General features: G+C 59.3%; 20 protein-coding genes and 1 pseudogene. 9 read left to right on the top strand and 12 right to left on the bottom strand.

The features are described 5' to 3' along the window. Positions 1 to 92: 92 nt before the first annotated feature. The 3 genes from IVB27_RS13035 to IVB27_RS13045 all read right to left on the bottom strand — a co-directional run bounded on the left by IVB27_RS13035 (position 93) and on the right by IVB27_RS13045 (position 2,087). On the bottom strand, positions 93 to 446 hold the full coding sequence (locus tag IVB27_RS13035) for a hypothetical protein (protein WP_247443957.1): 354 nt from the start codon (positions 444 to 446) through the stop codon (positions 93 to 95). Between the two features lie 216 nt (positions 447 to 662). Continuing rightward, the gene (locus tag IVB27_RS13040; protein ID WP_247443958.1) at positions 663 to 1,076 is read right to left on the bottom strand and encodes a DoxX family protein; all 414 of its coding nucleotides are present in this window, start codon (positions 1,074 to 1,076) and stop codon (positions 663 to 665) included. A gap of 138 nt (positions 1,077 to 1,214) precedes the next feature. Beyond that, positions 1,215 to 2,087: an NmrA family NAD(P)-binding protein gene (locus IVB27_RS13045; RefSeq protein WP_247443959.1), complete on the bottom strand. Its 873-nt coding sequence runs from the start codon at positions 2,085 to 2,087 to the stop codon at positions 1,215 to 1,217. A gap of 115 nt (positions 2,088 to 2,202) precedes the next feature. On the opposite strand from IVB27_RS13045, the gene IVB27_RS13050 reads away from it, so the two are divergent. The 3 genes and pseudogenes from IVB27_RS13050 to IVB27_RS43590 form a co-directional block, all read left to right on the top strand. After that, the gene (locus tag IVB27_RS13050) at positions 2,203 to 2,625 is read left to right on the top strand and encodes a winged helix-turn-helix transcriptional regulator (RefSeq protein WP_247443960.1); all 423 of its coding nucleotides are present in this window, start codon (positions 2,203 to 2,205) and stop codon (positions 2,623 to 2,625) included. Between the two features lie 210 nt (positions 2,626 to 2,835). Continuing rightward, positions 2,836 to 4,161: an adenylate/guanylate cyclase domain-containing protein gene (locus tag IVB27_RS13055; protein WP_247443961.1), complete on the top strand. Its 1,326-nt coding sequence runs from the start codon at positions 2,836 to 2,838 to the stop codon at positions 4,159 to 4,161. 484 nt (positions 4,162 to 4,645) lie between these two features. Next, positions 4,646 to 5,008 (top strand): annotated as a pseudogene (locus IVB27_RS43590) (hypothetical protein); the annotation flags it as partial. A gap of 307 nt (positions 5,009 to 5,315) precedes the next feature. On the opposite strand, the gene IVB27_RS13060 reads toward IVB27_RS43590, so the two are convergent. Further along, a complete protein-coding gene (locus IVB27_RS13060) occupies positions 5,316 to 6,014 on the bottom strand; it encodes a LuxR C-terminal-related transcriptional regulator (RefSeq protein WP_247443962.1) in 699 nt (232 codons plus the stop codon). A gap of 1,045 nt (positions 6,015 to 7,059) precedes the next feature. Between IVB27_RS13060 and IVB27_RS13065 the strand changes: the two genes are divergently transcribed. Continuing rightward, the gene (locus IVB27_RS13065) at positions 7,060 to 7,401 is read left to right on the top strand and encodes an H-NS histone family protein (RefSeq protein WP_247443963.1); all 342 of its coding nucleotides are present in this window, start codon (positions 7,060 to 7,062) and stop codon (positions 7,399 to 7,401) included. A 71-nt stretch (positions 7,402 to 7,472) separates the two neighbouring features. On the opposite strand, the gene IVB27_RS13070 is transcribed toward IVB27_RS13065, so the two are convergent. Then, a complete protein-coding gene (locus IVB27_RS13070) occupies positions 7,473 to 7,694 on the bottom strand; it encodes a hypothetical protein (RefSeq protein WP_247443964.1) in 222 nt (73 codons plus the stop codon). 506 nt (positions 7,695 to 8,200) lie between these two features. Here IVB27_RS13070 and IVB27_RS13075 point away from each other — a divergent pair. Next, complete coding sequence (locus tag IVB27_RS13075; RefSeq protein WP_247443965.1) at positions 8,201 to 9,202, top strand: hypothetical protein; 1,002 nt, start codon at positions 8,201 to 8,203, stop codon at positions 9,200 to 9,202. Here IVB27_RS13075 and IVB27_RS13080 read toward each other — a convergent pair. Both IVB27_RS13080 and IVB27_RS13085 read right to left on the bottom strand, forming a co-directional pair. Beyond that, positions 9,147 to 9,581, bottom strand: coding sequence for a VOC family protein (locus tag IVB27_RS13080; RefSeq protein WP_247443966.1), 435 nt, complete (start codon positions 9,579 to 9,581; stop codon positions 9,147 to 9,149). The two genes, IVB27_RS13075 and IVB27_RS13080, sit on opposite strands and share 56 nt — an antisense overlap. Positions 9,582 to 9,584: 3 nt before the next feature. Further along, positions 9,585 to 10,205 carry a GNAT family N-acetyltransferase gene (locus IVB27_RS13085; RefSeq protein WP_247443967.1) on the bottom strand — a complete coding sequence of 207 codons (621 nt, stop codon included), beginning with the start codon at positions 10,203 to 10,205 and terminating at the stop codon, positions 9,585 to 9,587. An 87-nt stretch (positions 10,206 to 10,292) separates the two neighbouring features. On the opposite strand from IVB27_RS13085, the gene IVB27_RS13090 reads away from it, so the two are divergent. The 3 genes from IVB27_RS13090 (at position 10,293) to IVB27_RS13100 (ending at position 16,449) form a co-directional block, all read left to right on the top strand. Further along, positions 10,293 to 12,215, top strand: a complete 1,923-nt coding sequence (locus tag IVB27_RS13090) for an HAD-IIIC family phosphatase (protein ID WP_247443968.1) — start codon at positions 10,293 to 10,295, stop codon at positions 12,213 to 12,215. Then, the gene (locus IVB27_RS13095; protein WP_247443969.1) at positions 12,202 to 12,450 is read left to right on the top strand and encodes an acyl carrier protein; all 249 of its coding nucleotides are present in this window, start codon (positions 12,202 to 12,204) and stop codon (positions 12,448 to 12,450) included. Before IVB27_RS13090 ends, IVB27_RS13095 begins: the two co-directional genes overlap by 14 nt. Positions 12,451 to 12,840: 390 nt before the next feature. Then, entirely contained in the window at positions 12,841 to 16,449 is a 3,609-nt protein-coding gene (locus IVB27_RS13100) for a DUF4082 domain-containing protein (protein ID WP_247443970.1), read from the top strand. 225 nt (positions 16,450 to 16,674) lie between these two features. On the opposite strand, the gene IVB27_RS13105 is transcribed toward IVB27_RS13100, so the two are convergent. The 4 genes from IVB27_RS13105 to IVB27_RS13120 all read right to left on the bottom strand — a co-directional run bounded on the left by IVB27_RS13105 (position 16,675) and on the right by IVB27_RS13120 (position 23,956). Then, complete coding sequence (locus tag IVB27_RS13105; protein WP_247443971.1) at positions 16,675 to 17,289, bottom strand: transglutaminase-like cysteine peptidase; 615 nt, start codon at positions 17,287 to 17,289, stop codon at positions 16,675 to 16,677. Between the two features lie 857 nt (positions 17,290 to 18,146). Then, positions 18,147 to 19,460, bottom strand: a complete 1,314-nt coding sequence (locus IVB27_RS13110) for an HlyD family type I secretion periplasmic adaptor subunit (RefSeq protein WP_247443972.1) — start codon at positions 19,458 to 19,460, stop codon at positions 18,147 to 18,149. After that, positions 19,457 to 21,214, bottom strand: a complete 1,758-nt coding sequence (locus IVB27_RS13115) for a type I secretion system permease/ATPase (protein WP_247444035.1) — start codon at positions 21,212 to 21,214, stop codon at positions 19,457 to 19,459. Before IVB27_RS13115 ends, IVB27_RS13110 begins: the two co-directional genes overlap by 4 nt. A 267-nt stretch (positions 21,215 to 21,481) precedes the next feature. Continuing rightward, positions 21,482 to 23,956 carry an Ig-like domain-containing protein gene (locus IVB27_RS13120; protein WP_247443973.1) on the bottom strand — a complete coding sequence of 825 codons (2,475 nt, stop codon included), beginning with the start codon at positions 23,954 to 23,956 and terminating at the stop codon, positions 21,482 to 21,484. A gap of 602 nt (positions 23,957 to 24,558) precedes the next feature. Between IVB27_RS13120 and IVB27_RS13125 the strand changes: the two genes are divergently transcribed. Next, a complete protein-coding gene (locus IVB27_RS13125; protein ID WP_247443974.1) occupies positions 24,559 to 25,698 on the top strand; it encodes a 2OG-Fe(II) oxygenase in 1,140 nt (379 codons plus the stop codon). Positions 25,699 to 25,816: 118 nt separating this feature from the next. On the opposite strand, the gene IVB27_RS13130 is transcribed toward IVB27_RS13125, so the two are convergent. Then, a complete protein-coding gene (locus IVB27_RS13130; RefSeq protein ID WP_247443975.1) occupies positions 25,817 to 26,722 on the bottom strand; it encodes a right-handed parallel beta-helix repeat-containing protein in 906 nt (301 codons plus the stop codon). Positions 26,723 to 26,740: the final 18 nt, after the last annotated feature.

Below are 26,740 nucleotides of genomic sequence, written 5' to 3' on the forward strand. Positions count from 1 at the left end.
GTTGTGTGTCCTCGATGTCCTGAATTCGCCGCCGAGGCGGCGTGCGCCATCCGGGCGCAAAGCGCACGGACGTAATCGGCGTCAAGCGCCGTTCAGGCCAGGATTCGAGGGGGTTGGTCGGGAGGTGGACGGATCAAACCGTCGCCGACCACGTCGTCCGCCACTGAGTGGGTGGTCCGGATTGCGTGCCGCAGCGGAAGGGCGGCGGCCTCAGAGGGTCCCGCCTGGGCCGTCTTCAACACGCACATTGCAACCAGCGGACAGTCCTGGCAGTCCTTGCTCTTCTGCTCCTCCGGACAACAGGGCATGTCGGCCGACATGGACATGTTGGCCATCACGGCCGATCGCGCGTGCGCAGCGGCGGCCGGCGTGATCAGAGGCGCCAGCATCAGGCCGAGGCTCACAAAGAGCGCGAGAGCGAGTTTGAGCAGTCGCCGCAAATGCATGGCACGACCATCCCACGGAAAGTGAAACTATGGAAGCCAGCCCGGTTCACATGTTCGCCAGCCAAACCTGCCGGATCTCAGCCGCAGCAGGACTGTCGGTCCTCATCGCCGGACTGGATCGGCGGACACGGGATCGACCCGTAGCTGCAGAACACGCAGCAGCCGATCAAACGCGGGGTCAGCTAGGGCCAAACATTGGTAGGTGGACATCCAGTTTCAGCCGCGAACGTTCGCACGCAGACAATCCCTCGGCTCTCCAGTAGCGTCGGTCATGCCGGGCCGGGGAGCCGCTTTCCGCGAGGCGATCCAGCCGACGACTATCGATAGTGTCGCGACGACAAGCGGCGCCACCGCGTGCCCGTATTCGCCGTGCAGTGTGACGGTCGCGAGCGCCGCCAACATCACTGTGCAGCCGAGCGCCGAGCCCCACAGCCGCGTTCGTGCCCGCACCAGCAGAACGGCGGTCGTGAGTTCTAGCGATCCGGTCACGAAATGGAACCAGTGTGGGTATCCCCACCGAAGATATTCCTCGTAGATGGACCCCGGAGCGAAGATGTTGCTGAGCGATCCCACGACGAAGAAAACAGCAAGCGCCAAGGCCGAGACTTGGCTCCAGGAACTCTTTGACATTTGTCTATCCTTTTCTGATGAGGGCGCCGGAGGACTTGTGTGGCCGCCAAGGGAGGGGCGGCCGCGACGCATTCATTCCGAAGGAGATGCGACTTTCCGGAGCAGGTTCGAAAGTCGCATCTCATCGCTGATCCGGACCTACGCCGTGGCGGTCTTCTGGGCCGCCGCGAAGACATCGCGGGGCAGCGTTGTGCCGGCGACGTGCTCCGTGCCCGCTACGCCGAGGTCCATCCAGCCCGCGTTAACGGCCTCGAACATCGCTTCAGCCGGTCCAGTTTGGCCCTTCGGGATGCCGAACTGCTCGAACGCTGCCGACCACTCGGCTCGCGGCACTGCGAACGCCCTGACTTCGCGCTGCATGACATCGCCCAGTTGCACTGCGACTTCATCCGCGCTGACCATCGAACCAAGTTCGATGACGCGATGCCCCGACCACGCCGGCCCGGTCAGCAGCGTCGCCGCCTCGGCACCGATGTCGTTCGTCGCGGCCATGGTCGATTTGCGGTTGGTCGGATTGTAGTAGACGGGGAGCGTGCCGCCCTGGGCGGCGTGCAGGCCGTAAAGGAAATTTTCGAAAAACCCGCCGGCGCGCACGAAGGCAGTCGGCGATGTCAGTTTGCGAAGGCTCTGCTCCAGCAACGACAGGGCTGTGATCATCCCCAACCCGCTGGTTCTGTTCGCACCCATCGACGAGAGCCCGACGACCCGCGGGGGCGCGGCCTTGGTCAACGCCTCGACATAGTTCGCGATGACCCCCTTGGCTTCCCTAAAGTCCGGCGAGGGGGCCCAGACCGCCGGCAACATGACAAACGCGCCGTCGACGCCCTTGAGCGCCCGTTCGATGGCGGCCGCATTGTTCCAGTCGCCGTCGACCAGTTCCACGCCCTGGTCTGACCAGCTTGCCGCCTTCGCGCGGTCGCGAACCAGCGCGCGTACTTTCTTACCTTGGGCCAGCAGATGCCTGGCCGTTGCGCCGCCGACTTTTCCCGTGATTCCCGTGACTAGAAACATGCGTATTCTCCCGGTGTTAAAGGTCTACGTTCTAGGGTAGGTCTCACATAGAGACCTGAGGTCTGCACCGTAAGGAGGCAGTTTTTTGTAACCAGGAGAGAAAAAGGAGACCGGCATGAGCGACGCATTGAGCGCGATCGAGCGATTCAGCCGATATCAATCGGACGACGCCCAGTCAGCAGAATCCGTACACTGCCCGGTGCGCGACGTACTCGACTGCATCGGCGATAAGTGGAGCATACTCATGATCATGACCCTCGCGATGCGACCGCAGCGCTTCAGCGAGCTTCATCGAGCCATCCGCGACATCTCGAAGCGCATGCTCACCCAGACGCTGCGCGACCTGGAGCGCGACGGACTTGTCACCCGCAATGTCTTTCCGACCAAACCACCGAGCGTTGAGTATTGCCTTTCCCCGCTAGGCCAATCCCTGCTGGAGCCGATGGCGAGCCTCGTCGATTGGGCCGATCGTCGTTATTCCGACATCCATGCCGCGCGCGTCCGCTTTGACGGAGCCCCCTGTGATGTCCCGCGCTAGTGATCTGGTGCAGAAGTTCGGATGGGGCGGGCGAACCGGACCACGGTCTCGCTCGGCCTCTACAGCTGCTTTTGCGACATTTCGAGGCCATTGCTCTAGCCCTGTTGAGCTGCCCGTACGATAAGATGCCCGCTGCGCGCCGACCAGGTGACGAACGATGTCGCCTGTTTGCTTCGGCGGTGGGGACCTTAGCCGTCAAGGAAGTGACTGATGATCGATTTTGCCATGCCGGAGACGCGCTATGCGCTCAGCGGCGACGTCAATATCGCCTATCAAACGCTGGGTAGCGGACCCGTCGATATCATCATGGTCCCGGGCATCATTTCGCATGTCGAATTCTTGCATGAACTGCGCGGCTATACCGCGTTCATGCGCCGTCTTTCGACCTTCGCCCGCGTGGTTTCCTTCGACAAGAGAGGCCAGGGGCTCTCCGACAGGGTAGCCGGAGCCCCTTCACTCGAACAGCGGATGGATGATGTTCGCGCCGTCATGGATAGCATCGGGTCAACCCAGGCCGCGCTGCTTGGCGTTTCCGAGGGATGCGCGATGAGCGTCATGTTTGCTGCCACCTATCCCGAGCGCGTATCCAAACTCATCCTCTTTGGCGGCTATCGACGGCGACGCGACTTGCCCGGAGACGGCGAGCAACAGGCCATACAGCTCATGAAGTCGTGGGGCACGGGCGCGATGATCAACAGAGTTGCTCCCAGCCTCGCGATCGATCCTGCCGCCGTAGCGCAATTCGCCAAGTATGAAAGGCTTGCAGCCAGTCCGGGAGCCATAAAGCAGTTTGCCCTGCTGAATGCGTCGATCGACGTGAGTCAGCTGCTTGAGAACGTACGCGCTCCGACGCTCGTGCTGCATCGTCACGGCGACGTGCAGGTACCGGTCGAGCATGGCCGCGATTTAGCCGCGGGGATTCCCGGCGCGCGATTCATCGAGTATGCCGGAGATGACCACAGTCCATATTTCGGCTTCAGCGATCGCGACGAGCTGCTTGGCGATATCGAAGAGTTCATGACGGGGCATCGCGACGGCTCGCCGGAGGATATCGATCGCGTTCTCGCCACGGTCCTGTTCACGGATATTGTCGATTCAACGCGCCGCGCCGCCGAAACCGGCGATCGGGCATGGCGCAAATTGCTCGACAGTCACGATGAACTGGCGTCGCAAATCGTCGAGAAGCATCGCGGCACTTTGATCAAGTCCACCGGCGATGGCATTCTCGCCACCTTCGACGGACCAGCCCGCGCCGTTCGTTGCGCTCTCGCGCTTGGAACAGCTGCAAAACAGATTGGCTTGGCGCTCCGAGCGGGTCTTCACACCGGCGAAATCGAGATCAGGGGCCGCGATATAGGCGGCGTCGCCGTGCATGCAGCTTCGCGCGTTATGACGCAGTCGCAGCCTGACGAAGTCTTGGTGTCGCGGGTCGTCACCGATCTCGTCGCAGGCGCGGGTTTGAGGTTCGCCGAGCGCGGATCGCATGAACTTAAGGGACTTCCGGGCCGGTGGGATCTGTTCGCAGCGATCATCTAAGTGAAGGGCCGCTCTTGATGCTATTGGCGAACCACATTTGCTCAGGTTGAGTTCTTCGCATTTTGACCCAGTGCGGACAATCGCCCTGACGGACGCTAGGAGATCAACTATTGCGCGGGTCGCCCTGAAGCGGAGATCCCGCTCGCCCACTCTTTCGCTTGGCTATTAATTTCGCCGCGCGGAGGACGGTCACTGGACCGCGAAAGCGCAAGCCCCGCACGCAAGTAAGGCAAAGAGCACAACAACCGATGAGGACGGCCGCATAGCTTCCGGTCCAATCGATGCTGACTGCGAAAGGCAGCGGTCCGAATGCCGCGCCCGCAGCCCGCCCTCGACCACACTTCGGACCATCGCCTCTCGGTATGGTTCGGCAACCACGTCGCCGCGCCCAGCAATTCCCGCCATTCCAAAGAAAACTCCTTGTTTAAAATATAATATATAATACCATGCTTTTATATTTCATTTAAATCGAGGAGAGCGCAGCGTGACCCGGGACGGCAACGAAGACGACGACCGGCGGGCATTTTTGAAGACATGCGGAAGATTCGCGGCCGTGACGCCCCCGGTCATGACATTGCTTCTGTCCACCTCCCTGACCTCGAAAGCCATTGCACGTTCGGGCGGTCTGAACGGAGCGACGCAAGGCGACAAGAGCCAGTCTGTCTTCGACAACGACCGGTCCTCCGCGGTAAGGTCGGGGACCTCCAGTAGCGGCGGATCATCCGGAGGGGGTGGAGCACCCGGCGGTGGCCGGCCCAGCTCACCTCATGCTGCTGCAGGGACACCCGTTGGCGGCGGATCCGCTGGTGCCGGAGGCAATGGTAAAGGGCCTTTCGCGACCGGCGGCAGCTCCGGAAGCCCGACCGCATATGGCGGCGTCGATTGCGCAGATGAAGAGGAAGAGAGGCTCAAGGCCGATTGCGACCGCGCTATCACTCGGGTTTCGAGCGCGACCAAAGCCGAAAATTAGCATCGTTTCAGCGCATGCATAGCGCATTGACTTGCCCAGCCAGCACGTCGGCTCATTTGCTGCGGCATGCTGAAAAGCGTGGCTCGGATTGCGGGGGCCGCGGGCCTGGACATCCGAGAACCTCCTTGAGAGGCAGACCCGATTCCCGTGAGTCGAAAAGGCGTTGTTGCGCTTAACGTCCTCGTCATTTCGCGCTGGCGGGATCTCGCTGTGTAAGACCGGTAGCACTCGACTCACGAGGCGCTGAATGCAGCTCATTCCGTGAAATTGCCAATGCCGCGAGAACTGTCCGATTACTGATGTCCAGTTTTTGAAAGATGTGATGAAGGTGGACTTTGATCGTACCGTCGGCAATGTTCAGGCAACGCCCAATTTCCTTATTCGATAGCCCCTCCGATACGAGCCGCATGATCTGCCGCTCCCGGTCCGTCAGCTGGGTCAGGGACTTCTCCTCACCTGCGCGAGAGTCTTCAGCAACCTGCCCAGTGCTGTGCGACCGTGACGCCAATCCTCGGATCTGAACAACCTTCCGCAGGGTGGCGACTAACGTCTCCGGCTTCGCATGCTTCGTGAGGACGAGACAGACCCCGTCGGCAACCAGCTTCTGCAACGCGTCATCGCCAGCCGTATCAACGAAGAAAACTACCCGAGTACCCTGGCCCGCGGTGTTTGCCAGAGCCAGGAAGTCAGACCGGCTCATTTCAGGCGCGCCCAAATCCACCAGCGCAATGTCCGGCACAAGAAGTCGAATTGCCTCGATGCAGCTTGCAGCATCTCCGCATGAGGCCACGATCGCAAAATCGTGCTGCGTCGCCAAGACGCTGCTGATTCCCTCCAAAACGATCGGGTGCCGGTCCGCGATGACAATTCTGATGCGACGCATGCTTCCTCTGCCCAATTCGTAAACCCACAATGCGGCAGTTTATTCCAGCAACGTCTTCGGTAACGTTCGCTAACCATAAAGCCAATTTGCAATGTCAAAGTGTCGCACTTGTTGAGGCACATCTCGCAACGCTTGACCGCGGTGTGAACGTAACTCACTCTGAAATTGCGTGCACCACCGTACGAACCCGGGCTCTGCTCGAAACGCCAAAACGCGAAATTCTTCGGCGGAAGCGGACCTTCCGAGCAATTTTTGATAGTAACGCAAGTAAACTTCGCCCGGCAGGTGTATTTTGGGCGCGGGTGAGTCGCTGACTATCATAATCGACATCCATCTAATCGGTCCACCGCTGCTATATTACGAAGGATATATAGGGATATCCGCGATTCAAATCTAACATTCAACGAAGTTTCGCCTAAAACGAGGCGATCCAACCCGGGGAGGCTGCAGAGTAATATTATCGTCGAGGAGCGTTCATCCGACGCAAAGAACGGCTGCGATCCTTTGATTTTGTGTATCGGCGGGGAGCTCAAATGAGGAATGAAAATTTTTCAAATTGCCTGATTTCAACGAAAGCACCCTGCCAATGCTCGTTTCGAGCGAAATCCAGGGAAAGGCCTTCAATCTAACTATAGCACCGATGAACAACTGGTCAGCAGAGTTGAACCGGCTTCTTCGTCAGCCCGGCAACTTCACTGAGCGGTTACGAGGTGATCTTTGTAACGAGTGTAGGTGGTCACATGCATTCTTCGGCTGTTCTGCGTCAAACTCATCAGGATCTGATCGTTCAATTCACCGAATTGCAGAATTTGCGTAGTCGCGTATTGCAGGCCGAACAGCGGATGTTTGGGCCCCGACGAGCCAACCGGCGAAGGGCCTCTGGGAGGCGCCTGCTCGGTCGGACAACCAGAACGAGGCGGTAGCGGCGACAGGCGTCGGCGCGGGCCGGACGTGCCGGACCAACCGATCGTGCTTGCCGGACCGGGCTTCGACCTGATATCCCCTCGACCTTCCTGTTTGACGGAAGTAGCTGGGGACGGCTTCCATGGGTAAGGACGACTGGACATCCGTCCCTACGGGGGACCTTTGGCATCTTTACGACGAGGTGACCACGGTTCTCAGTCGCAGAATGACCGCGGAAAAAGCCAAGCTCGAACAGCGGCTTCGCAGGATAGAGGGAACCGCCGGCACTCCCACCGAGGAGCGTGCACGGCGCCCCTACCCTCCAGTGCTGCCGAAGTACCGGAATCCTAAGAAACCATCCCAAACCTGGTCTGGTCGCGGTAAGCAACCCCGATGGCTGAAAGAGCAGCTTCGCGCCGGCAAAAAGCTGACCGACCTGTTGATCAACCGCTCATCCGGCCAGAAGCGCCGCCAGACCGGCTGAGCACGAGCAATCGTTGTACCGGCGCCCGCGCGAACGCCGGCATGGCTGTCGCGGGCCGTTGGCGCCCCCCTTCAGCGGTCGTCATCCTCTTTGCCGTTAGGACTGCCGTCCCCGCCGCCGTTGCCGCCCCCATTGTTGCCGTGCACAATTCGGCCAGCCGAGCCCGCGATGGCGGCCGAGGTAAGAGAGGTGGAGAGCAACAAGGTCATGGCTGGAGGGGTCACGGCGGCAAATCTTCCGCAACTCTTCAAGAACTCACGACGGTCTTCGCTGTCGGCGTCCAGGTGGGTCATCGGGGTCATCCTGCAATGATTGCCCAATCGAAAATAGGCCAGAATAGCCGCCCCGCAAGTTAAATATGTTATTTCGGACAATTTAATTACAAGCCTGGTCCGAGGTCTTCGCTGGGGCGACTATCGCTCGAAACCGCGCACGTGAGCTGGGGAATCCGCTAATATGCTCATCGCCAATCAGCACAATCGCGCCCATCTACCCGTCCGAGGAATGCATGATCCCGGCTCTCGCATTTGACATTTTCAATGTTAGATCTATTATAAATTTAAATATAATTTAATAGCAGACAATTTCTTCTTCGCTCATAAGCCTGTTCAGCGCACACCGAATTAGGGCCGATCGGCCCCGAACGTGCCGCGCCCAAGCGCACGGCCATTTCCCGAGTGGCGAAAGCGAAAAGCAGTTCATGACCGGAACCGAGGCAGGAGCAGCATTCAGGCAATTGCGGTCTGGCTTTAATACGGCCTTACGACCAGGATTCTCACTGCCGCGTCTGGGAGCCCTGATGAGCCGGGCCCTCACGGAAACTCTCTTAGACCTTTCGGAACTTACAGTGCTCACCGAAGCTGCGACCGGCGCGTATGCCGTGACGGCCGCCCTTGCAGCGATGGCCGGAGCCAAACACGTCTATGCCTTCACGAGGCCTACACGACACGGCACACCAGCTGAAGCCCGGCAACAGACTCTGGAGCTCGCAGATTTGGTCGGTGTGGCCGATCGCATCGACGTCTTGGAGCAGATCACCCCGGAAGTCCTCCATCAAACCGACATCGTAACCAACAGCGGTCATCTACGCCCCCTTACCGCTGCACTCATTGATGAGTTACCAAGAAACGCCGTCATCGCCCTGATGTTCGAGGCTTGGGAATTTCGCCCCAAGGATCTCGACATGGAAGCATGCTTACGGCGCGGAATTCCGATTGTCGGAGTGAACGAACGCCACCCGTCGGTGGATGTCTTCTCGTTCCTTGGTCCCCTGTGCGTGAAACAACTCCACGATTGCGGACTATCCGTTTACAAGAATCGCATCGCTGTGTTGTGCGACAACGACTTTGTTGGCTCGCTGCGCGCCGGTCTCGCAAGTTCTGGAGCGAGCGTGGACACCTTCGACAACGTGCAAGATCTGTATCGCGACGAGTGGGACGCAATCGTCGTCGCGCTGCGACCGGCGGCTGAACCTCGTATCGGTTCGCCGGAAGCAACACACCTCGCTGCTTGCGCGCCCGCCGGTGCCATTATCGTGCAGTTCTGGGGTGATATGGATCGAACCGTATTGTCAGAAAATGGATTGGCCGTTTGGCCAACGGCACCTCCGGCATCGGGGCACATGGGCATTCTCCTGTCCGAGATTGGCCCCGATCCGATCGTGAGACTGCAAGCTGGCGGCCTCCGTGCCGCTGAATGGGTTCGGCGCAGTAGACCTGTTTCGTCCGACGGATTCGCGCAAATCGTCACTCAGCCCCCGATCGACATTTCGCCAATTCATGCTCGGTTCTCGCCTCGATGAGTTCGATCAGTGTGCGCGTCGCGGACGAGAGAAAGACTATACGCCGCATGCCGAACGCGACCGCGGGCGCGGGTGACGATACGGGAAAATACTGCCGCGCCGTGAAGCATGCGATGGCGTCGTCGAGCTGGCTCACTTCGTAAGCAAGATGATAAAATTTGCCGCCTCGCTTCAGGATACCCTCCACTGGCGATTGTGCGCCGGCCGGCTCAATGAGCTCCAGGCGCGGACCGCCGCCTGACACGAACTGAATCCGCACCTGCTGGATCGGATCCTCGAATACAAGTCCTTCAGGGCTGTAGCCGGCTATTGCGAGTTCCGACAACTCCGCCTCGATGTTTCGGCACGCCATTCCCAAATGATGAAAATGCAAATCCATCTGCTATTCCCGCGCGTCGAGGAGCAGCGCCGACCAGGCCTGCTTCAACTGTGGATAATCTTCGCGCGACATCCGAAACGTAATCACGTCGTCACCATTCCACCAAGCCTTCGGCGCAATCTTTTCGATTTGGAAACCAAGGCGAATATGGAAGTTCTTCGCAGATCGGTTGTTGCTTTGCACGTTGGCTACGACGACCGAAAGCCCTAGCTGCCCGAAGGCGAACCCGAGAAACAGATCGAAGATCTCCGCCAGAAAGAGGCGCGCTCCCGGATCGACGATCAACCGCGCCACCTCGCCGCGCTTTGCCGCAAAATCCAGGTTCGCAAGGGCGATACTGCCAGCCGGTTTTCTCGAGTGCTTGAACTCGGCAATAAAATAGTAATCGTCCGTCCTTGCCTGGTAGTTTCGGAAAAACTCTGCCTGCTGAGTCAAGGTCAGCTTTTCCCGGGTCAGGAACTTGCCGAGAACGGGATCGTTCCGCCAAGCGATGATCTGCGCGGAATCCTCCAGCCGGACCTCTCGCAGGACCAGGTTATTTCCCTCGGGAAGCCGTTCAAGATTCTCAACCTTGTTGGCAAGTGTGCCCTGTCCCGGCGGGGCCAGCCCCATATATCCCGTCATATATTTATCTGCCTTAATAAATGAAATCATAATCTATTTAATTGACCAGGACTTTAACATTATTTAGTATCGGCGCCAATCAAATGATTGCTGTTTCATTTGTGGAGGCTCGCCATTCTCGCTGCTCTACCCGACCTGTCGGACCGGCACGTAAATGATGCCGAACTCAAATCTTTGGCGCTATCCGGCGATGCCGCGTTCTGGGGACATCTCAGCACCCGCTCGCGGCAAGCGGGGAGTTTTTCAGAACTTTTTTTTCTGTCGGCGCTTCGAAAAAAGGCGAAGTTACCTTCGATCGAAAGTGTCCAGCCAAAACTCCGCCTCGCCTTGATCGGTGGCTACAACCTGTATCCGTTGCACGAATTGGTTGCACATCTCCTGGCCGTTCGTGGGGTCGAGTGCGAACAGTTCCTCGGCGAGTACGATAATTTCGTCTCGGAAATCCTCGACAGCTCCAGCCCGCTGTACGCCTTCAAGCCGGATATCGCCTTCATTCTGCCGAATGCAAGCCACTGTCGGTTTTCCGGCTCGCTCCTCGATGCCGTAGAGCATCAGCGCGAAGCTGCAGTCAACGCGGCGAAGCACCTCCTCAACCTCGCGCAGACTTTCATCGAGCGCTCGGATGCGGCGGTGATTCTCGCGAATCTTCCGCTGCCAGGCGAGCTCGATCTCGGCTCGTTTCGTTCACGCACGCTTAGCGCCGATTGGAGTTTCCGCAAAGCGGTAAACCTCGAACTCGGGCTCCGGGCCCCAGCGGAGGTGCAAATCTGCGACGTCGAGTTCCTCTCGGCACGCCGAGGGATCTCAGCCGCGGCGGATGCGCGAGCGTGGTATGAATCGAAGCAACTCGGATCACCTGACTTTCTCGTGGACGTCGCGCAAGAGCTAAGCCATCTGATCGCCTCCCGGAGGCAAAGCCCCAAGAAGGTACTGGCAATCGATCTCGATCACACGCTATGGGGCGGCGTGATCGCGGAGGACGGTGTCGAAGGAATCGAACTTGGCGACTCGTCCCCCCGCGGCGAAGCTTTCAAGGCCTTCCAGAAGTACCTCCTTGCACTTTCCGAGCGCGGCGTCCTGCTTGCGGTGTGCAGCAAGAACGACCATGCGCGCGCGATCGAGGTATTCGAGACGCATCCCGAGATGGTTCTCCGGCTGGAGCATTTCGCGGCCTTCAAAGCCAACTGGGACCCGAAGTCTGACAACCTGCAGCGGATCGCGGATGAACTCCGCGTTGGCATGGAGAGTTTCGTCTTCGCCGACGACAACCCAGCGGAGATCGAGATCGTGCGCCAGTTTCAGCCCCAGGTCGAAGGCGTGCTCCTCGGGCCGGATCCCGCCGAATTCATCGGCCGCCTCCAGGCCGGGCGCCATTTCGAGCCGCGGAACGTCACCGAGGAGGATCTCGAGCGGACGGCGCAGTACAGGCAGGAACGGCGACGTACGGAGCTCGCGGCGAGCGTCACCGACATGCCAGCCTACCTCGCGTCGTTGGAGATGCGAGGAACGATTAAGGAATTCGACTCGCTCGACCTACCACGCATTGCCCAGCTGATTGCACGCAGTAACCAGTTCAACCTGACGACTGTCCGTCGATCCGAAGCTGAGATCCGGGGGCTCTTAAAAAGGCAGGACTACCTGTGCTTCACGATGCGGCTTGAAGATCGATTCGGTGATTCCGGGCTCATTTCTGTGGTCATTGCAAAGATCGAGGGTGACGCCTTTGTTCTCGATACCTGGCTTATGAGCTGCCGCGTGCTTAAGCGCCAAGTCGAGGACGAGATCATGAACGAGATTTTTCGGCTTGCAAAGGTCGCCGGCTGCGCGAAAGCGCGCGGCATTTATCTTCCGACGGCCAAAAACGGGATCGTCGCTGGGATCTACGAGGAGTTTGGCTTCGTGCGTACGGAAGGCTCCGCCACCCGAATAAAGTTCGAGCTCGATGTGGAGAAGTATCAGACGCGTTCGACAAAGATCCGCATAACCCGGAGGGCTTATGAAGCAGGCTGAAGTACTGGTGAAGTTGCAGGAGCTATTCGACGGCATCTTCCTTGAGAAGGTCGTGGCCAGACCCGAGCTGTCGGCGGCCGACGTCGAGGAGTGGGACTCGCTCATGCAGATCTCGCTGGTCATCGCCGTCGAGCAGAAGTTTCGCGTGCGATTCCGCGTTGGCGAAGCCGAGACGGCCCGGAACCTGGGTGAGTTCGCCGATCTGATCGCGAAACGGATAGAACCAAAGAGCTGACGTCGCAAAGGGCGATCGCGGGAATACGCGATCCGCCACCGTTTTTGGCGTCTCCGGCCCAGCTTATGGGCGTGATGCGGCACCGCTGCGCATAACCGCAGCCGGCGATTGTTCGTCTGGGGTCGAGCGGAACCTCAGCGCCGATATCGTTGCCTCCACTGAAGCGAGCACGCCTTGGGCGGCCTGCAATCAACGGGAGCAGCCGCCAACAGCTGTTCATATCAGGAGGTTGACTGGGAACCGCACCTTTTCAAGAGAAATTGACATCCGTGCAAACGCCGCTTGCTTCACAAGCGCATTAAAGAATGCCACTAATGAATATAACTATTTAATTTATTTAATATCGCTTTGCGCGATTTGGTTTGTTAAATTTGCTGAGTACAAGAATCGATGGCGCTGGAGAACAACATGGCAAGCTTGTTCACCACTCAGGCTCCCGTTCTGACCAACAACACTGACGGGATCGGGGCGGATTATGAGCTGGGGATGCGCTTCACCAGCGACGCTTCCGGCGTGATCCAGGCGATCCGGTACTACAAGGCCTCGAACGAGACCGGCACCCATATCGGCCACATCTGGTCGGCCACCGGCCAGGAGTTGGCGACCGTCACATTCACCAACGAAGGCGCATCGGGCTGGCAGCAGCAGACGCTCGCCACGCCGCTCACCATCGCGGCCGGAACGACCTACGTGGTCTCGGTCAACATCAACAGCTACTACGTCTCCACCACGCAAGGCTTCGCGTCTGGCATCAGCAATGGCGGCCTGAACGCTCCGGTCGGCGCCGGCGTCTTCGACTATACCGAAGGCGCCTTCCCGACCGCCACCTATCAGAATGCAAACTATTTCCGCGACGTCGTGTTCGCTGCGAGCGGGACCCAACCCACCAATCACCCCGGCACGGTGAGCATCAGCGGCACGCCGACGCAGAACCAGACCTTGACCGCGACGGTGAGCGATGCCGATGGCCTGCCGGGCAGCATCACCTATCAATGGCAGCGAAGCACGGACGGCACCACGTGGAGCAACATCACGGGCGCGACGGCGAGCACGCTGACCCTCGGGCAGGCCCAGGTCGGCGGCTTCATACGTGTCAGCGCCGTCTACACGGACTCCCTGGGCAGCAGCGAGACCCCGGTGAGCGCCGCGACTGCCACGAAAGTGGCCAACGTCAACGACATCGGCATCGTCACCATCAACGGCACGGCGACCCAGAACCAGACGCTGACCACCAGCGTCGCCGATCCCGACGGCGTCCCGGCCAGCATCACCTATCGCTGGCAGAGCAGCCCCGACGGCACCACCTGGACGAATCTGTCCGCCACGACCGCGAGCCTCACCCTCGACAGCAGCCTGGTCGGCAAGCGGATCCGGGTCAATGCCACCTACACCGACCAGCTCGGCACCGCCGAGAACGCAACCAGCGCGGCCACGGCGACGGTCGGCGCTGCGAGTGCCACCACCACCCTGTTCACCACCCAGACGCCCGTCAACACCAATGCCACCGACGGGACAGGGGCGGATTATGAGCTGGGGATGCGCTTCACCAGCGACACGTCCGGCGTGATCCAGGCGATCCGGTACTACAAGGCCTCGAACGAGACCGGCACCCATATTGGCCACATCTGGTCGGCCACCGGCCAGGAGTTGGCGACCGTCACATTCACCAACGAAGGCGCATCGGGCTGGCAGCAGCAGACGCTTGCCACGCCGCTCACCATCGCGGCCGGAACGACCTACGTGGTCTCGGTCAACATCAACAGCTACTACGTCTCCACCACGCAAGGCTTCGCGTCTGGCATCAGCAATGGCGGCCTGAACGCTCCGGTCGGCGCCGGCGTCTTCGACTATACCGAAGGCGCCTTCCCGACCGCCACCTATCAGAATGCAAACTATTTCCGCGACGTCGTGTTCGCCCCGTCCAACGTCATCGCGCTCCTCAACACGTCCACGATCTATGTCAGTGAAGCGGCCGGCACGGCCACCATCACCGTCACCCGCTCCGGCGACCTCCAGTCTCAAAACACCGTCGAGTACACGACGAACGAAATCGGCACCGGTGGAACCGCCACGGCAGGATCGGACTTCATCCAGCCCACCTTCAACGGTAGGGCGAACATCGGCCAGATCGTCTTCGCACCAGGCGAGAGCACAAAGAGCTTCACCATCTCCATCGTCAACGATCAACTGACCGAGGGCAACGAAACGTTCGCTGTCGGTATTCAAAATCCGGGCTCCGGATCCCTCGGAGCTCCACGCACTGTGCTCGTGACCATCATCGACGACGACTCCCCCGCCTCGATCGCAATGGCGGACGTCGCGGTAAGTGTTGCGGAGAGTACCCCGACGGCGGCGATCACGCTGCTGCGCAGCGGGAGCGTCAATCAAGCAGCCACGGTCGGCTTCACGACGAGCAACGGCAGCGCACTCGCAGGTTCCGATTACACGACCTCATCCGGCACGGTGACCTTTGCTGCCGGCCAGGTGAGCCAAACCATCTCGGTGCCGATCGTCAATGATACGACCCCGGAGAACGACGAGACCTTCACCGTCACCTTGAGCAACCCGACGGGCGCCACTCTCGGCCCTCAGGCGACAACGACAGTGAAGATTCTGGATAATGACAACCCCGCTCTCGGCAATCTGGTGGGCGAGACAGCCGTGACGGGGCTGAACGAACCAGCGGCGATGGACTGGACTCCCGACGGACGCTACATGCTGGTCGCGCAGAAGGACGGCGTGGTGCGCGTAGTGGACAACGGCACATTGCGATCGACTCCGCTCATCGACCTTTCGGCCGAGGTAAATGATTTCGGTGATCGCGGGCTACTGGGGATCGCGGTGAACCCGAATTTCGCAAGCAACCATTATGTCTACCTGCTCTACACTTACGATCCGCCCGAGACGGCGGGCCAGAGCGGTCTCGCAGCCGCCGATCAGGGCGGCAACCGACCTGATCGTCTGGTGAGGGTCACTGTCGACCCCACCACCATGATCGCCGATCCGTCCAGTGAAGTGGTGCTGGTCGGCAAGAACAGCGTCTGGGCCTACATCAGCCGCCCCGACGCGAACAGCGGCGGCGATCCCAGCATTGTTCCTTCCGGGATCGTCAACGGCACCACAATCACAGCTCCCGCGAGTCAGATCGAGGTTGGATCGCAGGACAACGATCCGGATCGGCCCGGTATCCAGAACCAGAACATTCGTGATTATCTTGCGACCGACAGCGATTCGCACTCCATAGGTGCCGTTCATTTCGGCCCCGACGGCTATCTCTATCTCACGGTCGGGGATGGCACATCGTACAACTTCGTGGATCCGCGCGCAGTGCGGGTCCAAGACATCCATAATCTCTCTGGCAAGCTCTTGCGGATCGATCCTGTTACAGGTGAGGGAGCGCCCGGCAATCCGTATTATCAGGCCGGCGATCCAAACAGCAATCAGTCGAAAGTGTTCTACTACGGCGTCCGCAACGCGTACCGCTTCAGCTTCGATCCCGTCACGAATCTGCCTGTGGTTGGAGACGTGGGATGGAACAACTGGGAAGAGATCGATACAGGCCCCGCCGGTTCGAATTTTGGATGGCCTTATCTTGAAGGCCCGGACAGAACCGCTAGCTACCAGAACCTCCCCCAGGCGATCACCTTCTACAATAATGGCAACCGCAACAACACGTCCGACCCGGCTGCCGTGTTCCCGATCCTGCCTCTAAGCCACGGGGCTCCGGACAACGCCCACGTAATTACCGTGGGAGATTTCTACAATCAGAACACGATGTTCTTCGACGACGTCTACAATGGAACGATCTTCGCTGCGACGTTGAATGCGAGCCGTCAGGTCGCAGGCGTCCAATTGGTGGACAACGTACAAGGCATTGTGGACCTGCAGAAGGGACCCGACGGGTGGCTCTACGGCGCCGACATATATGATGGCACGATCCGACGCTGGGTGGATTCCTCGGCTGCCGCCGGGAGCACGCTGGGGCTCGCGGCGTCATGACAGCGGGCGCGCCCCGCAATCTGCGGGGCGAATGTCGGTGCCCCGGCTGAGGTGAGACGTAGAGAGCTACCACTCTTGAGACTTATCTATACTTGTGTATCGGCGGGTACGACAGAGCCGGCATCATTCCGACACAGCAGACCCACGGATGGGTCGCACTTGCATGCCCCGGCTCGAGCCTCCCGCCAGCGCCAGCCCATCATGATTCCGGCCGCGTGGCAAAAGTCATGCTGCTGGACGGCCAGTCGTCGCCCACATTCGGCTGTCGCTCGGCATCTGCATGCGGACCCAGCCATACGGTACCCGCGACCAGAGCTTAATCTCGGGCGTCAGGTTGTCGAGGACCAGGTCGCCGGTCCTGGCGCGCACCACCAGCACAAGGTGATGATCTCCAGAACCAGTGACCACTTCGCTCAATAGAAGTACCCGCGCGGGCCAGCCGCGTTCCAGCAGTTCATGACGCTTCGTCACAGCGTAGTCGTTGCAATCACCACGATCGGGGTTAACGACCCACTCCTCACCGGCAAGGCCGAATTGATTAGGCTGCGGAGCAATGGCGCGGTTCACGACGCGATTGACTGCTTTCAGCTCTGCCCACCGTTCTTTCGTCAACCGGATCGGCCCGCCGCGGAAGGAGCGTCGCAGGCGACATTCAGCCTCATACCGCAGGCAAAACATCGTATAAGTGAGGGGTGGAAGCGTCGGGCGTCCCAGCTCGATGTGCGCAAAAGCCGCTTGCGGGGCCGTCGGCACGGTCAACAATGCCGCACGCGCCCACTGAACGCCTCCGATCATGACAGCTACAGCTGCCGCCACGGCTGGCCCCGAGGTTCGCTGCATCTGCCGATCCCCCTGCGAATGCCAAATTGAGAGCCGGATTCACCGCCGAGCGCGGTCGCCCCGGTCGCGGAAATGACCTCCGTTATAATTTTTAACCCTAATTATATTTTATTTAATACGCAATAAATAAACTTCAGAATTAAATAGATGCCGTAGAATCGTCCCCAGCGGTGCCGCGCGGGGCCGCTGCCAAGCGAGAACGCACCAATGAATGGAGCGAGAAGTCTTGATCGGGTTGAGTGCCCCGATGGAAAGGCCGTCAATTCACGGCACGGAACGTGCTCCGCGTATCCAGAGCCATGCCGACATTTTAACGACACATATAATTATATTCTTGATTTAATTGTTCACTGAGGCCAAATCTTCAAACAGTGTTTCCTGGGGCAGGACGGATTCATATGCCGGATGGGCTGCTCGTCATTCTGGGGGCTGAAGCTACACTGCTGGTTTTTGTAGCGGCGATGACCCTGTACGCTAGGCGAATGGACGTACTGAGCGGGCGGTCGTTCGAGCGATCGGTAGCCTCGCCCACGGGCAACAGGCATCCGTCACGGTCAATCCGTCGAAAGCTGCGCAATTTACTGCGGTTGATCAGGCGGTGGGGCGATCTCACCACGTTCGCCCCGTCAAATCTCTTCCGGCGACCAGACATCACCAGAACGCCGCGGTCGGGCCTTGAAACCCGACCGCAGACTCCGTCCCGGCTTGTGACGCGCTTTCGTCGGCCAGGCACGCCCGCTGCGGATGCGTCGGGCCGCCCAGCCGTGCTTTCAGGGCTGGTCGCAACGCCGGCGCCCGTGGATAAAGGCGCCAGCCCCGAATGCGTGCAGTCGAGTGCTGCGATCTTCCGCGAAGACTCAGCGCTCCTTGAAGGCGCGCTCCGCCTGGTCGTGCAGCGGCTTGAGCAGATAGGACAACGCGGTCCGACCTCCCGTCTTGATGAAGACCTCCACCGGCATTCCGGGCAGCAGCTTGGCTGACCCGAGTTTCGCCAGCTCTTCGGGCTTCAGCAGGACGCGGCCCGTGTAGTAACTCGTGCCGGCACGCTGATCCTGTGTGATGTCTGCGGAGACCATGCTGACATCTCCATCGATTTCGGGCGTAGTCTTCTGGTTGAATGCCGCGAAGCGCATCGTCGCGGTCTGCCCCAGATAGACCTGGTCGATATCGCGCGGTGCGATCTTGACCTCAACCGCAAGCGAGTCCGCGTCGGGCACGATCAGCATGATCTGCTCGCCGGGAGAGATTACACCACCAACCGTGTGGACGCTCAGCTCATGGACACGTCCGGATTGCGGTGCCCTGATATCGACCCGATTGAGTTGATCGACCGCCGCAGTTTTGCGCTCGCCCAGCTCAGAGAGTTTCGATCGCGTTTCGATCAGGTCCTTGCCGACTTCCGTTCGTAGGTCCTGGTCGATCTGAATGATCTGGAGTCCGATTTCGGAAATCTTGCCTTTCGACTGAGCAATCATTCCTGCCAGCTGGCTGCGCTCGCCTTCGAGCCGGGCGGCATCGCGCTCGAGAGAATTGAGCCGCGTGATCGGCACCAGATTTTTTTGCCAGAGGCTGCGAACGCCCTCCAGCTCCTGGCGGATGAAATCGACTTCCTTCACCTTGGCCTCGGTCTGCCCTGTATAGCCCTTAATCTCATTTTCCAGCTGCGCGCCTTTCTCCAGCAACTGCGCCTTTTGGCCGCTTCTTGCCTGACGACGCAGGTCGAACAGCTTCCGCTCCGCGGTGATTGCACGGCTCGCCTCGGAGTTACTCTCGTTGGCCCGGTCGAGCAGCGCCTTTGGAAACATAGCCTGCTCGGCGCCATCGCGCTCGGCCTCGAGCCGAGCCTGCCGCGCGAACAGCTCATCGAGGCTGTTTGTGACGATGGTCGCATTCGCGAGCGTCTGGGTCTCGTCGAGGCGGATCAAGATGTCCCCTGCATTGACCCGGGCGCCCTCCCGCACGCGCAACTCTCCCACGATCCCACCAGTGGAATGCTGAACCTTCTTGACGCTCGAATCCACCACGATCACGCCCTGGGCGATCACCGCGCCAGCCAATTGGGTCGTTGTTGCCCAACCGCCGATCCCAAAGGTGACCAGACCGAACATGATCATACCGACGATCATGTAACGCTGGATGGATTGCATCGCCGGTGCCACTTGGCCGTTCATCGACCGCCTCCCTGAGCTTCCGCTACGACCTTGAGCGCTGCGGGATTTCGTAACACTCTCTTGAGAACCTCCTCTCTCTTGCCGAAGGACTGAACCTTGCCTTCCCCAAGGCACAAGACATGGTCCACACCTTCCAGCGCCTTCGGACGATGAGCGACAACGGCGACAATTCCTCCCCGGCGGCGCACGTTCAGGATCGCCTCGGTCAAGGCCTCCTCGCCCTCGGCATCGAGATTGGAAGACGGCTCATCAAGCACTACCAGGAAGGGCTTGCCGAAAAATGCGCGCGCGAGCCCGATACGCTGCCGCTGACCCGCCGACAGCGCGAGCCCTCCCTCGCCAATCTTCGTGCTGTAGCCGTCCGGGAGGGAAAGGATGAGGTGGTGCGCGCCCGCAGCATGTGAGGCTTCCAGCACAGCAGCGGCCGTTGCCTCCGGGTCGAACCGAGCAATATTCATTGCGATGCTGCCGTCGAACAATTCAACGTCCTGAGGCAGATAACCGATGTGCTTGCCAAGGGCGTCTGAAGACCAGTGATCGAGCGCGGCATTGTCGAGCCGGACCCTGCCTCGAAGGCACGGCCACACACCAACCAGTGCACGAGCCAACGTCGACTTGCCGGATCCGCTCGGACCAATGATTCCAACCGCCTGCCCGCTCCGCAGCTGGAACGATACTTCGCTGAGCGTGGGCCTCTCGGAGTTCGGGGCGCCAATATAGAGTTGCTCGGCGGTGAGGGTTTCAACAGGCGCCGGCAGTGCCAGGCGCTTCTCCTCGTTAGGCAGAAGCTTCAGCAAGTGATCGAGCCGTTGCCCCGATTGCCGCGCGGCGACGAAACCTTTCCAGTTCGCAATAGCCATTTCGACGGGCGCCAGTGCACGCGCGGTGAGAATCGATCCGGCAATGATGATGCCCGCGCTCGATTCCTGGTTGATGACGAGGACGGCGCCAACGGCGAGAACCAGCGATTGCAATATCGCCCGAAAGATCTTGGAGGCGCCGCCGAGTCCGTTTGCGGCATCGCTGGCCCGCTCATGGGCGGCGAGGTACTTCGCGTTGGCATCCCGCCATCGGAAAGCCGCTTGTTGCCGCATGCCCATGGCCTGCAGAACCTCGGCATTTCGCCGCCCCTCGAGCGCAAGGGCAGTTCGCGAAACGGCTAGGCGCGAGGACGCCTTTGCCGGCCCTCGGGTGCGTGTTTCCGTGAGCATCGTAATGCCGATCAGCACCAGCGCGCCGGCCAGCGCAGTGACGCCGATCCAGAAGTGAAAGAGGAAGCAGACGCCGAGATAGATCGGCATCCAAGGCAGATCGAAGAGCGCCGTCGGTCCTCCGCTCGACAGGAAGCTGCGGACCTGATCAAGGTCTCGCACCGGCTGCAAGCCATCGCCATCGGCCCTGGTCTTGAGAGGCAGGCGAACAAGCGCGTCGAATATTCGAACGCCGAGCCTTTCATCGAAATACCGGCCGACCCGGGCGCTGATCCTGCTCCTGACGAGGTCGAGCCCACCCTGAAACAGGTAGAGAACCGTGGCCAGAACCAAAAGGGCGATCAGCGTCGGTATGCTGCGCCCGGGCAGCACCCGATCATAGACCTGCAGCATGAAGAACGAGCCGGTGAGCATAAGGAGATTGCTCATCCCGCTGAAGGCCGCGAGAGCCCAGAAAACCCGGCGGCAAGAGCGCAGGAAAGACGACATCTCTGACTGGGGCTCGTCGTAATGCTCCGCCGGCCCGGGTCGACCAGCGAACATCCGTTGCCGCAGGATTTCGATCGCGCGCTTTGCCCAGCCGATCAGTCGCGGCGTCCGCAGTTCGGCGTCATCCGCCGACTGTCGTCCGCCCGACCATAATCCTGACAAATGCAAAAGTGGAATTCGATAAAGATTCGCAGGCGGGGGGATCACCCCCCGCCGTCTAAAGTCCATCATGGCAGCCGCCCTTGAAACATGCCTCGGAAGATCCCCAAGAGATCCCCCGAGGCAGTTATTGAGTACTAATCGGTGTGGTTGGCCCGTCTCCTACGCGAAGTGGAAGTCGTGGCTGTTCAGCTTGTCGAGCTGCGTGTTCTTCAGCGTGAGCGTGTCACTCCCCGTCGCGATGACGACGTCGTGGCCTGACTGGGCCGCGTGTGAGAGAACGCTCGCAAAACTGTCGAACACGCTCTTGCTGAATTGGACCGTGTCGTGAGCGGGTCCACTAGCAGCGAAGTCCTTGATGACGTCATGGCCGAACTTCGACGCAAACACGAATGTATCCGCACCTGCTGTGCCAACCATGACGTCGTTACCCGTGGTGCTGGTCTTCGTCGAGCTCAGGGAAGTACTGCCCGATGAAGAAACGACCGGTACCGTGGCGGATACGGCGGACGACGCAATTGCGCCGGAAGTACCCATCTGCCCGTCACCGTTGAGATCCTGGTGGAAGCTCGTCTCGAGCGATTTAAGGCCAGAGTCCGTACCCGACACGGAGCCGCTCGACGCAGAGCCGGTCAAGGCGCTGACATGCGAAACGTAGTTGCCGTTGTCGTCGGTGTTCCAGGCCGTGTACTGACCGGTACTCGCCTCCTTCCAGGCAACCTGATAGCCCGTCGCCGTCTTCTCCGCACCAATCGGCGCCCAGGTGTGATCTGACCCGTCCACAAAATCCACGCCGTGATTCTTGAGCGTAGGGCCCGATCCGCTGCTGCCGTTGAGGTAATATTTGCCGTTGTTCTCAACGAGACTTGTCGCACCATCGGACTCGATTTGCTTACCAGTAGTTGGCGGCGTCGGCGTGGTTGGGGACGTCGGTGTGGAAGCACTGGAAGTACCGATCTGCCCGTCGCCGTTGAGATCCTGATGGAAGCTCGTCTCGAGCGATTTAAGGCCAGAGTCCGTACCTGACACGGAGCCCGACGTGGAGCTGGTCAGGGCGCTAACATGGGAAAGGTAGTTGCCGTTGTTGTCAGTGTTCCAGGCCGTGTACTGACCGGTACTCGCCTCCTTCCAGGCAACCTGATAGCCCGTCGCCGTCTTCTCCGCACCAATCGGAGCCCATGTGTGATCTGAACCGTCCACAAAATCCACGCCATGATCCTTCAGCGTGGGGCCCGATCCGCTGCTGCCGTTGAGGTAGTATTTGCCGTTGCTCTCAACGAGACTTGTCGCACCATCGGACTCGATTTGCTTACCAGCCGTTGGCGACGTCGGCGTGGTTGGGGACGTCGAAGTGCCCGTGCTGGCCGTGACCACGGTGGACGCCGCGCCGGTGTTGCCTGCCGCGTCCGTTGCCTTCGCGGTAAGGCTGTGCGAACCGGCCGCCAGGGCGCTGGTGGTATAGCCCCACACGCCACTGCTGTTGGCCGTCGCGGTCCCGACCTGGGTCGTGCCGTCGAACACCTTTACGACGCTGCTCGCTTCGGCACTGCCCGACATCACCACCTGATTGGCGCTGTTCACCGTATGGCTGGCAATGGTCGGCGCACTCGGCGCTTTGGTATCGACGGTGATCGCCAACGCAGACGACGCCGCGCTGGTCTGACCCGACGAGTTGGTCGCGGTTGCAGTGAGCGTATGTTTGGCGTCAGTCAGGACCTTTGTGATGTAGTCCCAATGGCCGCTCGAGTCCGCGCTCGTCGAGCCAATTTGGGTCGTACCGTCGTAGACCTTGACCGTGCTGCCGGCAGCAGCAGATCCCTTGAGCTCAATGGCATTGTCGTTGGTGATCTTGTCGCCAGCGGTGCCACTATCGGTCGAGAACGACGCGATGACGGGAGCGGCTGGTGCGGCTGGTGCGGTTGGTGCCGTCCCGCCCGTGTCGGTACCGCTGTTCGCCGATGTGTTGAGCGTGAGGGCTAGAGCCTTTCCATCATCAACATTCCCACTCATCACGGGCACATGACCGAGTTCAGTTCTCAGATCGAGGTCACCCCAATAGCCGCCACCGATGTGATTGTTCGTATAGGACACATTTGTGACTGCACCGCCGCCGGGCTGGCCGTTAGCCACCTCATTGAGGTAAGTAGTATAGCCACCACCAACCAGCAGATTGTTGTCGATTTTGACGTTATCAATGGGCCCCCAATAGTTGTCGAGCATGATCGCCCCGGTCTGCGTGTGCTCGTTGATGACCGTATTGTGGCTGATGGTCAGATTAGAAAGATCGCCATCGGCTTGGATTCCGTCGAAATGCGAGTCGGAAGTACCCTGCATGTCATGGATGTAGTTGTTCTGAATGACAGTATTATCGCCTCCAACGCCGATACCGTCACCACATCCGTGGATGTTGTTGTTCAGGAACGTCCCTTGTCCAGTGATACCTTGGCCACCGGTCCCCATCCCGTTTATATCGCAATTCTCGATGACGGCTCCTGTAATGCCGGACGCAACCCGGACGACCGTCCATCCATCGCCCGATATCTTGCAGTCTTTCAAGGTCACGTTCGGCGCATTAATCACCACCATACCAGTGATATCGAGCCCAGAGATCACCGCCCCTGGTGTGTTGATCTCCATGCCACCTGATGGAGTTAAGGTGACGCCCGCTGACACCCCCGTATTCGTAGCATCAGGCCAAGCATTAGTAATTGCCAAGAGACTTCTCCTTCACAGTTTCGACGTGCAGTGAGTTTTGGGCTGCGATTATCCCCACGCGTGCCCATGCGCTGTCTCATGCTCTGTCGGCGAGGACTTTTTTGGGACCAGATGGCGGCGTGACTAGGGTCATTTCTTGAGCGGCCCGCGCCACACAGGCCGCTTCGGTATTTAAAACGCGAAATAACTCTGCGGGATAGCCAGCGACAGGCTGTGCGGCGCAGGAGTTTACCGCAAGTCCATACCGAAAGTTATTCACGGTTTTTGTGTGCATGCGTGTGTGGCGGCGCCACCAAGCCCCTAATTACGGAGCCTGCGATCCGCTGCACGGCTTGATCATTAAATGACGTATTATCACGCATTAAACATTAAAACACGCGACGGCGTTGCGTAGCCAAAAGCAGAATCGTTTCCTTTGGAGGCGATCACCGCACACAAGGAGAGGCACACGACCACAATTCAGCCCACGCTAACTGAAAGAACGCTCCTCGATATTGGTCAGAACGGCTCAAGCAGGACAACGTATGACACGAAGCTCACCTCTAAATGTTGGCGAACCGGCCCCGTGGTTTTCCGCGTCCACCGGCACGCAGCCTTGCAACACCATTGCTTTCGACGAACTTGCCGGTCGCGTCATCGTGCTGTTCTTCTTCGACTCCGCTGCTCGCCACAATGTCGCAGAAGTGCTCAGCGATTTCAGGAGGCATGACGAGTTATTTGACGGTAAGCGCGCCATCTTCGTTGGAGTCAGCAATGATCCGGATGACTTCCGTCTGCAGCGAGTTCGCCAGGATCGTGCCGGTCAGCTCTTTCTATTAGATTCAACCGGAGCCATACTGCAACGATACGTCGCTCAAGGACCGGCGGCGCAGCTCGCAGCAATCGATCCGGCTGCTTTCATATTAAGTCCTGCACTACAGATTATTGAGATTGTGCACCTAACCCAACCGACTGACTTTGTCGGGCGAATCGTTTCTAAATTGACAGAGCACCTGGCGAGCCCACCAAATAGCCAAACCGCACCGGTGCTTATCATACCTCAAGTGTTTGATCCTCTGTTTTGTCGTAAGCTTATCAACCTTCACGCGGCGAACGGCGGGCGCGAAATCGGACTAGTAGAGAACGAAGGAAAAATCGTCCGGCGTTTCGACCCCACATTTAGGAGACGCTTAGATCACTACATCGTTGATGAGGATGCACTTCGGGAAGCCAGAGAGTCTTTGGCACGGCGACTGCTGCCCATGGTTTATCGCGCATTCCAATTCTCCGCGACGCGCATCGAGCGATATCTGGTTGCGTGCTACGACGCGACGACTGGAGGACATTTTAAGCCACACCGCGACAATACGTCACCAATAGTCGCTCACCGTCGCTTCGCCGTCACTATCAACTTGAACGAGACTTTTGAAGGCGGCTGCCTCAACTTCCCCGAATTCGATTCTCAAACCTATCGCACTCGGCCTGGAGACGCCATCGTGTTTTCCTGCTCACTTTTGCACGAGGTCACACCGGTCACACGTCATCGCCGTTATGCGTTCGTTTCTTTTCTCTATGATGAGATCTCTCAACATATCCGTGAGAAGCACAGCATGGTAGGCACCAACGATAGTCCGGGTCGCCAATCCCAGCATGTGGATCACGCCTCCGGCTTTCCCGGATCATAAGGAGCCAAACGATGCCTCGATTGCGATCGGCTGCAATTGAGTGCTTCGGCCTGCTGCAAATCCGTTCGAGCAGCACTCTCGCAGTAGCTGCTCGGTTCGGTTGCTCGCTCAATCGAGGCTATCTTCTTAGTCCTGGTTTGTTCGGCCCCCGAACAGGTCGACCAGTGAGTTTGTCAATGTTGCCCGAGATAACCGGCACGTTGCCCAACTCGGTTCTAAGATCAAGCGGGCCCCAATATCCTCCGGCGAGTTGGTTGTTCGTGAAGACCACGTTCGTCACCGGTCCACCGCCAGGTTGGCCCTTCGCAACTTCATTTATGTAGACGGTATATCCGCCGCCGACCAGCAAATTGCTGCCGATCATCACATCGTCGATCGGCCCCGTATAATTATCGATCATGACTGCCGACGTTTGCGTGTTCTCGTTGATGATGGTGTTCTGCCGAATGCTCAGATGTGAAAACTTTCCGTCGGCTTGGACCCCATCAAAGTGAGAGTCGGAAGGCCCCGTCATTTGATGGATGTAGTTACCCTCTATTAGAGTGTTGTCGCCGCGGACATCAATTCCGTCGGCACAATCATGGATATTGTTTCTGAGAAACGTCCCTTGGCCAGCTATGCACTGACCGCCATATCCTCGATTATCGATCTCGCAATTTTGGATGATTGTCCCTGTGATTCCACCCCTAATCACAATGACGGTGTGGCCCGCATGGGTAACCTTGCAATCCTGCAACCTGACATCCCGAGCCTCGACTATCACCGGACCAGTAATATCCAGACCTTCGATTACCGCACCTGGGGTACTAATCACGAGCCCAGGAGAGGCGGCCAGAACCTTTCCGGGAGGAACGCCGGTGGTGGTCGCATCCGGGAAGCCGGTCAAATCGATCGCCTTGTCGCGAAGCCTGATTGTCTCTGCGTCAGCCGCGGACGAAACAAGAATCTGAAAAATGGCCGAGCAGACCCCTGCGCGGCGCTTAGTGGATCGATAGTGCTGAAGCAAATCCGACAACTTGCTCACCTTCACACTCCTGACCTA

The organism is Bradyrhizobium sp. 197, assembly GCF_023073375.1.
Classification (GTDB): domain Bacteria; phylum Pseudomonadota; class Alphaproteobacteria; order Rhizobiales; family Xanthobacteraceae; genus Bradyrhizobium.

What these genes read in the sequence shown, in the direction of transcription:
- IVB27_RS13060 (WP_247443962.1), bottom strand. Translation starts at nt 6,014, where the DNA reads ATGCGTCGCATCAGAATTGTCATCGCGGACCGGCACCCGATCGTTTTG.
- IVB27_RS13055 (WP_247443961.1), top strand. Translation starts at nt 2,836, where the DNA reads ATGATCGATTTTGCCATGCCGGAGACGCGCTATGCGCTCAGCGGCGAC.
- IVB27_RS13110 (WP_247443972.1), bottom strand. Translation starts at nt 19,460, where the DNA reads ATGAACGGCCAAGTGGCACCGGCGATGCAATCCATCCAGCGTTACATG.
- IVB27_RS13100 (WP_247443970.1), top strand. Translation starts at nt 12,841, where the DNA reads ATGGCGCTGGAGAACAACATGGCAAGCTTGTTCACCACTCAGGCTCCC.
- IVB27_RS13070 (WP_247443964.1), bottom strand. Translation starts at nt 7,694, where the DNA reads ATGACCCACCTGGACGCCGACAGCGAAGACCGTCGTGAGTTCTTGAAG.
- IVB27_RS13080 (WP_247443966.1), bottom strand. Translation starts at nt 9,581, where the DNA reads ATGGATTTGCATTTTCATCATTTGGGAATGGCGTGCCGAAACATCGAG.
- IVB27_RS13120 (WP_247443973.1), bottom strand. Translation starts at nt 23,956, where the DNA reads ATGGAGATCAACACACCAGGGGCGGTGATCTCTGGGCTCGATATCACT.
- IVB27_RS13045 (WP_247443959.1), bottom strand. Translation starts at nt 2,087, where the DNA reads ATGTTTCTAGTCACGGGAATCACGGGAAAAGTCGGCGGCGCAACGGCC.
- IVB27_RS13035 (WP_247443957.1), bottom strand. Translation starts at nt 446, where the DNA reads ATGCATTTGCGGCGACTGCTCAAACTCGCTCTCGCGCTCTTTGTGAGC.
- IVB27_RS13095 (WP_247443969.1), top strand. Translation starts at nt 12,202, where the DNA reads ATGAAGCAGGCTGAAGTACTGGTGAAGTTGCAGGAGCTATTCGACGGC.
- IVB27_RS13115 (WP_247444035.1), bottom strand. Translation starts at nt 21,214, where the DNA reads ATGTTCGCTGGTCGACCCGGGCCGGCGGAGCATTACGACGAGCCCCAG.
- IVB27_RS13075 (WP_247443965.1), top strand. Translation starts at nt 8,201, where the DNA reads ATGAGCCGGGCCCTCACGGAAACTCTCTTAGACCTTTCGGAACTTACA.
- IVB27_RS13085 (WP_247443967.1), bottom strand. Translation starts at nt 10,205, where the DNA reads ATGACGGGATATATGGGGCTGGCCCCGCCGGGACAGGGCACACTTGCC.
- IVB27_RS13050 (WP_247443960.1), top strand. Translation starts at nt 2,203, where the DNA reads ATGAGCGACGCATTGAGCGCGATCGAGCGATTCAGCCGATATCAATCG.
- IVB27_RS13040 (WP_247443958.1), bottom strand. Translation starts at nt 1,076, where the DNA reads ATGTCAAAGAGTTCCTGGAGCCAAGTCTCGGCCTTGGCGCTTGCTGTT.
- IVB27_RS13105 (WP_247443971.1), bottom strand. Translation starts at nt 17,289, where the DNA reads ATGCAGCGAACCTCGGGGCCAGCCGTGGCGGCAGCTGTAGCTGTCATG.
- IVB27_RS13125 (WP_247443974.1), top strand. Translation starts at nt 24,559, where the DNA reads ATGACACGAAGCTCACCTCTAAATGTTGGCGAACCGGCCCCGTGGTTT.
- IVB27_RS13065 (WP_247443963.1), top strand. Translation starts at nt 7,060, where the DNA reads ATGGGTAAGGACGACTGGACATCCGTCCCTACGGGGGACCTTTGGCAT.